11 protein-coding genes are annotated in these 10,544 nt (G+C 56.4%); 5 read left to right on the top strand and 6 right to left on the bottom strand.

What is annotated here, in order from left to right:
* The coding region (locus DD606_RS22470; RefSeq protein ID WP_139158336.1) for an HAD-IC family P-type ATPase at positions 1 to 1,270 on the bottom strand (1,270 nt) is incomplete at its 3' end.
* Positions 1,271 to 1,758: 488 nt separating this feature from the next.
* On the opposite strand from DD606_RS22470, the gene DD606_RS22475 reads away from it, so the two are divergent.
* Positions 1,759 to 2,007, top strand: coding sequence for a DUF1158 domain-containing protein (locus tag DD606_RS22475; RefSeq protein WP_003858875.1), 249 nt, complete (start codon positions 1,759 to 1,761; stop codon positions 2,005 to 2,007).
* On the opposite strand, the gene DD606_RS22480 is transcribed toward DD606_RS22475, so the two are convergent.
* Positions 1,993 to 3,561, bottom strand: coding sequence for an alpha/beta hydrolase-fold protein (locus DD606_RS22480; RefSeq protein WP_129259158.1), 1,569 nt, complete (start codon positions 3,559 to 3,561; stop codon positions 1,993 to 1,995). The two genes, DD606_RS22475 and DD606_RS22480, sit on opposite strands and share 15 nt — an antisense overlap.
* Before the next feature lie 123 nt (positions 3,562 to 3,684).
* On the opposite strand from DD606_RS22480, the gene DD606_RS22485 reads away from it, so the two are divergent.
* On the top strand, positions 3,685 to 5,829 hold the full coding sequence (locus tag DD606_RS22485) for a TonB-dependent siderophore receptor (RefSeq protein WP_129259159.1): 2,145 nt from the start codon (positions 3,685 to 3,687) through the stop codon (positions 5,827 to 5,829).
* 106 nt (positions 5,830 to 5,935) lie between these two features.
* On the opposite strand, the gene DD606_RS22490 is transcribed toward DD606_RS22485, so the two are convergent.
* Positions 5,936 to 6,277: a RamA family antibiotic efflux transcriptional regulator gene (locus DD606_RS22490; RefSeq protein ID WP_003858880.1), complete on the bottom strand. Its 342-nt coding sequence runs from the start codon at positions 6,275 to 6,277 to the stop codon at positions 5,936 to 5,938.
* 32 nt (positions 6,278 to 6,309) lie between these two features.
* A complete protein-coding gene (locus DD606_RS22495) occupies positions 6,310 to 7,413 on the bottom strand; it encodes a RomA family MBL fold metallo-hydrolase (RefSeq protein WP_129259161.1) in 1,104 nt (367 codons plus the stop codon).
* Between the two features lie 191 nt (positions 7,414 to 7,604).
* Here DD606_RS22495 and DD606_RS22500 point away from each other — a divergent pair, with 191 nt between their 5' ends.
* The 3 genes from DD606_RS22500 to nfsB all read left to right on the top strand — a co-directional run bounded on the left by DD606_RS22500 (position 7,605) and on the right by nfsB (position 9,327).
* Positions 7,605 to 8,195 (top strand): TetR/AcrR family transcriptional regulator, encoded by a 591-nt coding sequence (locus DD606_RS22500; RefSeq protein WP_003858882.1) that lies wholly within the window; start codon positions 7,605 to 7,607, stop codon positions 8,193 to 8,195.
* The gene (locus DD606_RS22505; protein WP_129259163.1) at positions 8,185 to 8,553 is read left to right on the top strand and encodes an MmcQ/YjbR family DNA-binding protein; all 369 of its coding nucleotides are present in this window, start codon (positions 8,185 to 8,187) and stop codon (positions 8,551 to 8,553) included. The genes DD606_RS22500 and DD606_RS22505 overlap by 11 nt, the downstream gene beginning before the upstream one ends.
* A 120-nt stretch (positions 8,554 to 8,673) precedes the next feature.
* Positions 8,674 to 9,327, top strand: coding sequence for an oxygen-insensitive NAD(P)H nitroreductase (gene nfsB / locus DD606_RS22510; RefSeq protein ID WP_023324270.1), 654 nt, complete (start codon positions 8,674 to 8,676; stop codon positions 9,325 to 9,327).
* Positions 9,328 to 9,363: 36 nt separating this feature from the next.
* Here nfsB and DD606_RS22515 read toward each other — a convergent pair whose 3' ends face one another.
* Both DD606_RS22515 and DD606_RS22520 read right to left on the bottom strand, forming a co-directional pair.
* Positions 9,364 to 9,651: a helix-turn-helix domain-containing protein gene (locus DD606_RS22515; protein WP_003858885.1), complete on the bottom strand. Its 288-nt coding sequence runs from the start codon at positions 9,649 to 9,651 to the stop codon at positions 9,364 to 9,366.
* 273 nt (positions 9,652 to 9,924) lie between these two features.
* On the bottom strand, positions 9,925 to 10,544 hold a 620-nt coding region (locus DD606_RS22520; protein ID WP_129259165.1), incomplete at its 5' end, for a transcriptional regulator.

The following is a 10,544-nucleotide window of genomic DNA, read 5'->3' on the forward strand; positions in this document are numbered from 1 at the left end:
CGCCCTCGGTCGGGCCGCCGGTGATGCCCCACAGGCCGCGCTCGTCCTGAATCAGCTGGCTGTCGTTACACAGGTCGATGGTGCGCAGGTACTGCTCCAGCACGGTGCCCGGCTGGATCTGCACCGGCTCATCGCTGCCTTCGAGATAGATGTTGCCCACCGGCTCGTAGCTGTTGCCGTCCACGCGGTAGCAGGTGTCGGCGGTAATGATGGCTTTCACCGTCATCTCGTTCATGGTCAGGGTGCCGGTTTTATCCGAGCAGACCACGGTCATCGCGCCCAGGGTTTCAACCGTCGGCAGCTTGCGGATAATCGCCCGCTTGCGCGCCATCGCCTGCACGCCCAGAGAGAGGATGATGGAGATAATTGCCGGCAGACCTTCCGGTACGGAGGCGACCGCCAGGCTAATCAGGGAGAGCAGCAGCTCGCCCATCGGGATCTCGCGGAACACCAGGCTGAAGACAAACAGCGCGGCCATCATCGCCAGAATGATGGCGAAGATCGCTTTGCCCAGCTTGTCCATCTGCACCAGCAGCGGGGTGCGGTGTTTTTCAATGCCCGCCATCATCTGGTTGATGTGGCCGAGTTCGGTCTCCTGGCCCGTGGCAATGACCACGCCCACGCCGCCGCCCGCGCTGACCGTCGTACCGGAAAAGACCAGGTTCGTACGGTCGCCCAGCGGTAATTCGCCGCTCAGCGGGTTCGTGTGTTTATCCACCACGGTGGATTCACCGGTCAGAATAGCCTCTTCCACGCGTAAATTATGCGCTTCGATTAAGCGCATATCCGCCGGAATACGATCTCCTGCGCGCAACACAATAATATCGCCCGGGACGATTTCCGTCGTCGGGATAGTTTCATGGTTGCCGTTACGAATAACGCGCGCCTCGCTGGAGAGCATATTGCGAATACTCTTCAGGGATTTTTCCGCGTTACTTTCCTGAATGTGGCCAATTAAGGCATTGATTACCGCCACGCCCAGAATAACCAGCGTATCAACCCAGTGTCCCATTACTGCCGTTAATACGGCGGCTGCCAGCAGGACGTAAATCAGGACATCGTTAAAATGCGCGAGAAAACGCAGCCAGCCCGGCTTGCCTTTTTTCTCCGGCAGCGCGTTCGGGCCATGTTTCTGCAAACGTGCCTGCGCCTCGGCGCGGTCCAGGCCATTAGCCTGGCTCTGCGCCTGAGCAAGCACCTGCTCTACGGTCTGCTGGTACGCCTGCCCGCCTGCGGGTGGCATATTCTGCGAGAAATTTTTTTTGGTCATGGTATTTTTCCTTCAATATCCGGTGGACGGAAGCCGGAATTCCTTTCTGGCTTTAAATAATTCATTTTTAAGTCTTGCGGGTTAAATTGATCTACCGCAATATATTGACTACCCGGTTATTCAAAACTGATTAAAATTATTTCGACGCGTTGATTTTTACAAAATATTTCTAAACCAACACTAAACGAGGAGGAAGCATGTTTGGTATTTATCGCGCACGGCGCCTGGCGTTATACATTGTCGCAGCCATTGTTATTGCGACGTTAATTGGATATAGCACCTATAGCTTTGTAAAATTATTTTCATGAGAAAGACGTTTATTTACATAACGCGATATTAATTTAATCGCCCCGAAAATATTATCTGTTTTCTGTTATTAATTCGCAGAATAACGGTGGCCTTTCACCCAATTTTGCCAGCGGGGATGATATTGCTTTACGTTTCAGGATGCCGGACAATGACATTTTTAACTGACGTTTAACATTACGATGAAACACCCGTTAGAATCGCTGCTCACCGCAGGGGGCATTTTGCTGATGGCCCTGCTCTCCTGCCTGCTGTTACCTGCGCCGTCGCTGGGTCTGGTGCTGGCGCAGAAGCTGGTTCAGACCTTTCATATGGTCGATCTGAATCAGCTGTACACCATTCTGTTCTGTCTGTGGTTTTTGGTGCTCGGCGCCATCGAATTCTTTATCCTGCGTTTCATCTGGCGCCGCTGGTTTTCACTGGCGTCGTAAGCCAGTGAGATCGCGCATCCCGTGGATCAGCGCTTCACACCAGGCCGCGTAGTCGTGGCCGCTGGATGAGGGGTGGAAGCTGACGCGGTAGCCTTTTTTCCTCAGCACCTGTTCAAAATCCTGCGTGGTGCGATAGATGCCGCCGCCCGGCCCCGCGGTTTCAAACTTCCCGGCCTGTAACCAGAAGCGCACCGGATACGGTGAAGACTGTTGGTACTGACGCGTCAGCCAGCCCGGGGCGTCACCTTCCGGCGCCCACCAGTAAGAACCGGAAAGGCTCAGCACGTTGCCAAACAGGCGCGGATAGCGCAGCGCCACCCATGAAGAGGCAATTCCCCCGTAGCTGGATCCTGCCAGTACGGTTTTCTGCCGCTGCATGCCGATGCCCTTCCCCCGCAGCCACGGCAGCAGCTCGTGCGCCATAAAGTCAGCAAAATCCGGGTTCGGCGGCAGCTCGTTGCCGCGACGGGCGTGATCGAGGCTGTCGATAAACACCACGTTAATCGGCGGCAGGTGATGCCGGGCAATCAGACCGTCCAGCACGTTGGCAAAATGGTATTCGTCCTGATAAACCTGTCCGTCGAAAAGGATGAGCGTCCAGCGTGCAGGCTGTGCGCCGCGCGGTTGGTAGATCATCACGTCGCGGGCGTTGCCAAGGATGTGGCTGGAAAAACTCTGACGGCTCAACGTCCCGTGCACCAGCGGCTTTGCCGTGGCCTGAACGGAGCAATAGCGCGCCGGGCTGAGATCGAGCAGAGAAAAGCGATTCCAGCGATCGGTCTTCTGCTCCCCGAAGGTATTCGGGTTAAGCGGATCGGCCTGCGCGCTTACCAGGATGGCGCGGCGTTGATCGCGTGTGGAACCCTCGACGATCGGCACATCGGGCGCGAGCTTGTACTGCATTACCGTATCAGCGGGGACTACATAGCTGCGGAACCAGACGTCGCTGTTGCCCAGGCGGAACAGCGGATCGTGATCCCCCGCCGGAGAGCCGAGAATGAAGACGTTATCCCGCGCGCCGCGCCACAGAAAGGTCACGCGCTTATGGCTCGCATCTACCGGCTCCACCATCGGCGTTCCCTGTCGACGCTGCGCCTGCCAGAACGCCTCGGTACTTCCACCGGCAGAAATGACGCTTGCCAGCGCCTTCAGCGTCGGGCTTTCAGGCGCCAGCATCTGCACGCGTGGTAACGGAGAGGTCTCTTTCATCCGCCACTGAAAACGCCACGGCTTACCGGCTTCTCCGTGTAGCACCAGCGAGGTGTTCTGTTTCACCGGCAGGGCAAACAGCAGCGTGTGTTCCCCGTCCGCAGGACCATTTTCGATCAGCGTGCGGATGCGGCGGTTTTGCCCATCAAGCAGGCGCGCATCCGTCACGCCATTCAGCGTGGCGGAAACGTAGTTTTCACCCAGTTCAGGCAGGGAGAAGCAGACTTCGCCGCTGGCATCAAACTTTCCCTGAATATCGCCCTGCCGGGACGTCTGCTCGCACGTTGCCGCCACGGCGGGCAGCGCGCCGATCCCCAACAGCAACCCACTCCATACCCTCTTCATTACCGCTTGTTCCCCAACGAAATTTGTTAACAACGCTAATGCAAATGGTAATAATTTGCAATATCATCAACGGCGATTTACCGGTGATTTTATGGCGATAGCAACCAAGGACGTTCAATAAAAATGTTTAAAAATAATAAGATAATGCGGCTCTGGCTACTGAGTCTGGCGACGACCAGCGTCGCGGCTCAGGCAGAAACGAAAGAAGAAACGATTACGGTGACGCAGGGCGTGAGTGAAGAGCCCACTGCGCCCGTAAAAGGCATTGTGGCGACGAAAACGCTCTCCGCCACCAAGACCAGCGCGGAGATCGTGAAGACGCCGCAGTCGGTATCGGTGATCACCCGCGATCAGATGAACATGCAGGACGTCACCTCCGTTTCGCAGACGCTGCGCTACTCGGCGGGCGTGTTTACCGAGTACCGGGGCTCGTCTAACCGTAACGACGAGGTGTTTGTGCGCGGCTTTAGCTACGTGCCGAAATTCCTCGACGGCTTAAGCTTTGGCGCAACGGCCTCATCACAGACGGGCACAGTTGACCCGTGGCTGCTGGAGCGCGTGGAGCTGGTGCGCGGCCCGGCCTCGGTCCTGTTTGGACAGGTGAATCCGGGCGGGTTAATCAGCATGACCAGCAAGCGCCCGACGGCGGAGGCCATTCACAACGTGCAGTTCCGCACCGGCAATAACGATCTCGCCGAAGGTGCGTTTGATTTCGGCGGCAGGCTGAGCGACGACGGGCGCGTACTGTATCGCGTGAACGGTATCGCCCGTACGCAGCATAATCAGGTGGACGATTATAAAGAGACGCGGATGGCGATCGCCCCGGCAATCACCTGGTACCCGAACGATCAGACCCGCTTTACGCTGCTGACCAGCTACCAGAAAGATCCGGATGCCGGATACCGCAACTTCCTGCCCGCGTATGGCACGGTGAAAAGTGCCGACGGGAAGTACATCCCGCGCGATTTTAACGTCAGCGATCCGAATTACAATCAATCCTGGCGCGAGCAGACGATGATTGGCTACGAGCTGGAACACCAGTTCGCCGACAACCTCACCTTCCGCCAGAACGCCCGTTACGCCACCATCAAGCAGAAATATCGTTATCTGGTTTACGCCAACAGCGCGGCCAACAGCACGGTGTTGACCCGTCGCGCCCAGCGTGAAGCGCGCACGACCAACGAATTTGGCCTTGATAACCAGCTGGAATATCAGCTGGAGACCGGAAGCGTCAGCCACACCCTGCTCGGCGGGTTTGATTACAAGACCAGCAAGGATAAACAGCTGCTGGCGCGCGGGAGCGGCTCACAGTATGACCTTGACTGGACAAACCCGGTTTACGGCGTGAACGTGGATGAAAGTACCTTCAAAACGGCGTCCGACGAGCAGCAAAATCTCGACCAGATGGGCCTGTATCTTCAGGATCAGATGAGCTGGAATAACTGGGAGTGGCTGGTTTCCGGGCGCTACGACTGGAGCGAAGTGCGTACCAGCGACTTCACCGATAACAGCGTTACGCAGCAGAACGACAGCAAATTTACCTGGCGCACTGGCCTGCTGTACGCGTTTGATTCTGGCCTGTCGCCGTACATCAGCTACAGCACCTCGTTTGAACCGAACCTGCAAACCAACCGTGCGCCGGGCGTTGCGCCCTTCAGGCCTACTACCGGGGAGCAGACCGAGATTGGCGTGAAATATCAGCCGGTCGACACCACGCTGATGACCCTGGCGCTGTACGATTTAACTCAGAACAACGTCGCGACCTATAACAGCGCTGAAGGCTGGTTCGAAAATGCGGGCAAGGTGCGTTCGAAAGGCGCTGAAGCGGAAATCCACGCCACGCTGATGGATAACATCAACCTGATTGGCTCCTACACTTACACCGATGCAAAAACCGAAAGCACCACGGTGGCGGGAACTGAAGGCAAAACGCCTGCGCGCATTCCGGCACATATGGCATCGGCGTTCGCCAGCTATACCGTTCCGGGCGGCGCGCTGAAGAGCCTGACCGCTGGCGTGGGGATGCGCTACATCGGCACCAGCTACGGCGATGCGAAGAATACCTTCAAGGTGCCATCGGTGGATCTGTATGACGCGATGCTGCGCTACGACCTGGGCGAGATGAACCGCAGCCTGAAAGGGGCAAGCGCGCAGTTCAACGTCAATAACGTGGCAGACACAAAGTATGTGGCGTCGTGCGCAAGCGATACGGCGTGCTTCTACGGGATTGGCCGGACGGTGACGGCGACGGTGAATTACAGCTGGTAAGCATGGTGCGGTCTGATCCCCTCACCCTAACCCTCTCCCCAAAGGGGAGAGGGGACGATTACGCCCTCGCCCCTTTGGGGACAGGGCCGGGGTGAGGGGATGTTTTTCAGTGCGCCCGACCGTGATTTTCTTTGCGGTACGCCCCGGGCGGCTGGTTGAAGGTGCGGGTAAAGATGCGGGTAAACGTCTGCTGCGAGTCAAACCCGTAGCGCAGGCAGATATCGTACACGCGCTCGTCTGACTCACGCAGATCGCGCGCCGCCATCAGCAGCTTGCGTTCGCGGATGTAGCGCCCCAGACTTTCGCCTTTGTACTGCATAAACAGCCGCTGTAAATGCCATTTTGAGTAACCCGCATGGCGGGCAATCTCTTCGATGCGTAACGGCTGGTGTAGGTTGTCATCGATCCATTCGACAATCGTATCAATGACCTGAGCGGAAATCGTCATACTGCTCTCCCCCTCTGCTTCTCGCTTAAACATTATTCCCACCACTCGCGAAATTGTTGCGTGGTATCACTCACCCGCACGGGCTCGCCCAGCTCCGGCGTCAGCAGCCGGTAGTTTTTATCCTTGCTGGCTTTCGCCAGCTGGATCAGTGGATCGTTCCAGGTATGTTTCGCCAGCACAAAACGCCCGTTATGTCCCGGTACGACCGCTTTGGCATTGAGATCTGCCGAGGCCTGCGCCGTTTCCGCCGGATGCATATGGATGTACTTCCAGTCCTGGTCGTACTGCCCGTTTTCCATAATGGCTAAGTCCACTCCGCCAAACTGCTCGCCAATAGCCTTGAAGTGCGGGCCGTAACCGGAGTCTCCGCTGTAGTAAATCTTTCGCTCTGGGGTGACAAACATAAAGCTCCCCCACAGGGTCTGGTTACGCTTAATGCCGCGCCCGGAAAAATGGCGCGCGGGCAGAACATGTACCGTCAGCGCATCGCTGATATGCACCGATTGGTTCCAGTCCCGCTCGTCGATTATCTCCGGGGTCATCCCCCAGTAGCGCAGATGCGAACCCACGCCCAGCGGCGTGACCACGCGCTTAACCTTCGGCAGCAGCGCCTTGATGGTGGCGTAATCCAGATGGTCATAGTGATCGTGGGAGATAATCAGCAGGTCGATCCCCGGCATGCTCTCCGCACGCCACGGGTACTCCCCCGCAAATGCTTTATTGAGAAACGAGAACGGTGCGGCGTAGCTACTCAGAACCGGATCGATCAGGATGCGTTTCCCTGCAAGCTGCATATACCAGGAGGAGTGGCCGAGCCACACCAGCGTGTCCTGTTCAGGCGACAGGCTCGCCAGATCGGTTTTCACCAGCGGCAGCGGCTGCGCAGGACGGGCGTTTTCGGTTTTACGGGTAAGGAACTGCCACCACGCCACCAGCATATTTTGTTGCCCGGTAAAGCCCGGCGTAGGGAGCGTGTTATGGAATTGCCCGTCGCGATAGTGCGGAGAGGCTTCCACTTCAGAGAGCTGCGCACCCTGCGGTGGCTGGCCAAATCCGGCATTCAGTACAAACGGTAAACTGGCAGCTGAAGCAATAATCATGACTAACACCACGCAGATGAATAGAGGCTTTTTCATTTCCTGACCCGCCTACGCGCCCCATCCGATGGTTTGCGTGGGTGATACTTGATTATGAGTGTGTAAGCACTCATTATAGATAGGATGATTACGCCGTCAAGAAGGTTTTCGATCTTTGACATTCCGCGTTGCAGCGTATCAAGGCTCGTGTTTCAATCAGGGCTTTTACAATTGACGGGAGGAAAAATTTAGTGGCACGTCCGAAGAGTGAAGATAAAAAACAGGCCTTACTGGAAGCAGCAACGGCTGCGTTTGCGCAGTCAGGTATTGCCGCCTCAACGGCGTTAATTGCCCGTAATGCGGGCGTCGCTGAAGGGACACTGTTTCGCTACTTTGCTACCAAAGACGATCTGCTGAATGCCCTCTACCTGCATCTGAAGCAGGATCTCTGCCAGACCATGCTGGCGAATCTCGATCGCACCATCACCGAGCCAAAAGAGCATACCCGCAATATCTGGAACAGCTATGTGGACTGGGGCATTCGTAACCCCCTGGCGCATGCGGCTATCCGTCAGATTGGCGTCAGTGAAAAGCTGAACGCCGAAACCGAGCAGGCGGTGAAAGACATGTTCCCGGAACTGCATGAACTGTGTCGTCGTTCGATCCGCCCGGTGTTTATGTCTGACGAGTTTAAGACCTTCGGTGATGCAATGTTCTTATCGCTGGCTGAAACCACCATGGAGTTTGCCGCCCGCGATCCGTCCCGTGCCGTCGATTTTAAAGCGCTGGGCTTTGAAGCCATGTGGCGCGGGCTTGCTGAGGAAGATAACCATGGACAGTAAATCCTTGCAGGAACATGCCAGACGCGTCGCGCTGGAGATGCCTTTTACCGAACATTGCTGGCCGTTTGGCCCGGAGTATGACGTGTTTAAGGTGGGCGGGAAAATTTTTATGCTGATGGCGACCGCACACGGTCGGGCCCACGTCAGCCTGAAATCCGATCCGGAAAAATCGCTGCTCAATCAGCAGATCTACCGTGGCGTGGAGCCCGGTTACCATCTGAATAAAAAACACTGGATCTCCCTTTATGGCACGGACGACATCACGCCTGAACTGATCACCGACCTGATTACGGATTCGTGGAATCTGGTCGTTGATAAACTGCCGAAAAAAGATCAGAAGTGGATTCGCCCAGCCTGATTGTTCGTCTCAGACGAACAGAATAAGCGCTCGAATCGCACTTATCTTTTCCCGCTTCGCGCGGTAATCTGCTTTCCTTTCACGCCCGCCCGCGGGCGAATTTCATCACCAGGAGTTGTTATGGATATTATTTCTGTCGCCCTGAAACGCCACTCTACCAAGGCGTTCGACCCAGCCAAAAAACTGACCGCAGAAGAAGCGGAAAAAATCAAAACGCTGCTGCAATACAGCCCGTCCAGCACCAACTCCCAGCCGTGGCACTTTATTGTTGCCAGCACTGAAGAGGGTAAAGCGCGCGTGGCAAAATCCGCGGCGGGCACCTATGTGTTTAACGAACGCAAAATGCTGGATGCCTCTCACGTAGTGGTGTTCTGCGCGAAAACCGCGATGGACGATGCCTGGCTTGAGCGCGTTGTCGATCAGGAAGAAGCCGATGGCCGTTTCAACACGCCAGAAGCAAAAGCCGCGAACCACAAAGGCCGCTGCTATTTTGCCGACATGCACCGCGTGGATCTGAAAGATGACGACCAGTGGATGGCGAAGCAGGTTTACCTTAACGTCGGCAACTTCCTGCTGGGCGTGGCCGCGATGGGCCTGGATGCGGTACCCATCGAAGGGTTTGACGCCGCGATCCTCGACGAAGAGTTTGGCCTGAAAGAGAAAGGCTTCACCAGCCTGGTGGTGGTCCCGGTCGGGCATCACAGCGTGGAAGATTTCAACGCCACGCTGCCGAAATCTCGCCTGCCGCTGAGCACGATTGTGACTGAGTGCTAAGCGCTTCTGGCACGCCGGCTATCGGCGTGCCCGTTTTCAGTAAAGCGTTATCTGCGGATGCTTTACCCCGCACACCAGCGCATAACGCGTTAATGTATCGAGACTCGCCCGGGTAATATTTGCTTCCATTCGTGATACCGTCGGTGCGCTGACGCCCATCCGCTCCGCCACCTGGGCGCGCGTCAGACCAGCATGATTGCGCCATTGCGCCAGCATCTCCCGCAGACGCTCCTTGCGCTCTTCTGCATCAAAGGAAGCCTGAATTTCTGAATCGCTTAACAGTTCAGCTCTGAGTTCATCCCAGTCAATAATCTTCTTGCTCATCCAACATCTCCTGTTGTCGTTTCAGTGCCAGACGGAGTTCAGCAGAGGGCGTTTTTTGCGTCTTCTTGATAAACATCCGCAGGCAATGAGAGGATCTCCTCCCTGACTGCCGCATGAACGATAAGTCTGAACACTGTATTTCATCCCTGATAATATTAGCATGTAAGGCAATTTGCATTAAAGGCTAATTTTGCCTTTCGTGATTCACCTTACCAGCTTATTCCAGGCAGGACCGGAGCAGCGTTGATTCCCTGAAAGCCCCTCGCAAAAAATTTATATCCCCTGCTCCGCCAGCCACGCCATCGCCCTCTCCCCTGCCTCATCCACGGGTAAATAGACCAGCAGCCGCGATCCGTTTCGCGGGGCGGAGTACCAGTACATCTGCTGGAGATGAAAATCCCCCAGCTCGGGATGGGTGAACAGCTTGAGCTGGTTCTCCACGCCGCGCACGTCGTTACGCTGGTGCCACAGGGTTTTGAACTCTTCGGACACCGCAAAAAAACGCGCCAGCTTCGCTTCCCAGAGCGGGTCGCCACGGTGCTCAGCCATTGCCGCGCGGAAGTAGGAGACGAAAATCGGCAGCACGTCGTCACGTTTGCCGAGCCGCGCGCGCCACGCCGGATGGGTGAGGAACAGGTAAATACAGTTGCGATCTTCCGGCGGGATAGCGTTGAAATCGACGCCCATCAGGTGGCCGAAGCTGTCGTTCCACGCCACGATATCAAAGTTCGGTTTCTGAATGCTGGCGGGTTTCGGCATCAGGGTATCCAGCAGGCGACGCGTGCCTTCGCTGATCCCCTCGCAGCACACCGCCTGCGGGGCTTCGCCCGGCGGCAAACCGGCGAGCACAAAAAGATGCCGGGCTTCGGTCGGGGTGCATTGCAGCGCTTTTG

This window comes from Enterobacter cloacae complex sp. GF14B (genome assembly GCF_004136805.1).
In the GTDB taxonomy this organism is placed as follows: domain Bacteria; phylum Pseudomonadota; class Gammaproteobacteria; order Enterobacterales; family Enterobacteriaceae; genus Enterobacter; species Enterobacter hormaechei_C.

Coding starts and splice junctions, on each gene's coding strand:
- DD606_RS22515 (WP_003858885.1), bottom strand. CDS start 9,651: ATGAGCAAGAAGATTATTGACTGGGATGAACTCAGAGCTGAACTGTTA.
- DD606_RS22505 (WP_129259163.1), top strand. CDS start 8,185: ATGGACAGTAAATCCTTGCAGGAACATGCCAGACGCGTCGCGCTGGAG.
- DD606_RS22485 (WP_129259159.1), top strand. CDS start 3,685: ATGTTTAAAAATAATAAGATAATGCGGCTCTGGCTACTGAGTCTGGCG.
- nfsB (WP_023324270.1), top strand. CDS start 8,674: ATGGATATTATTTCTGTCGCCCTGAAACGCCACTCTACCAAGGCGTTC.
- DD606_RS22475 (WP_003858875.1), top strand. CDS start 1,759: ATGAAACACCCGTTAGAATCGCTGCTCACCGCAGGGGGCATTTTGCTG.
- DD606_RS22495 (WP_129259161.1), bottom strand. CDS start 7,413: ATGAAAAAGCCTCTATTCATCTGCGTGGTGTTAGTCATGATTATTGCT.
- DD606_RS22490 (WP_003858880.1), bottom strand. CDS start 6,277: ATGACGATTTCCGCTCAGGTCATTGATACGATTGTCGAATGGATCGAT.
- DD606_RS22480 (WP_129259158.1), bottom strand. CDS start 3,561: ATGAAGAGGGTATGGAGTGGGTTGCTGTTGGGGATCGGCGCGCTGCCC.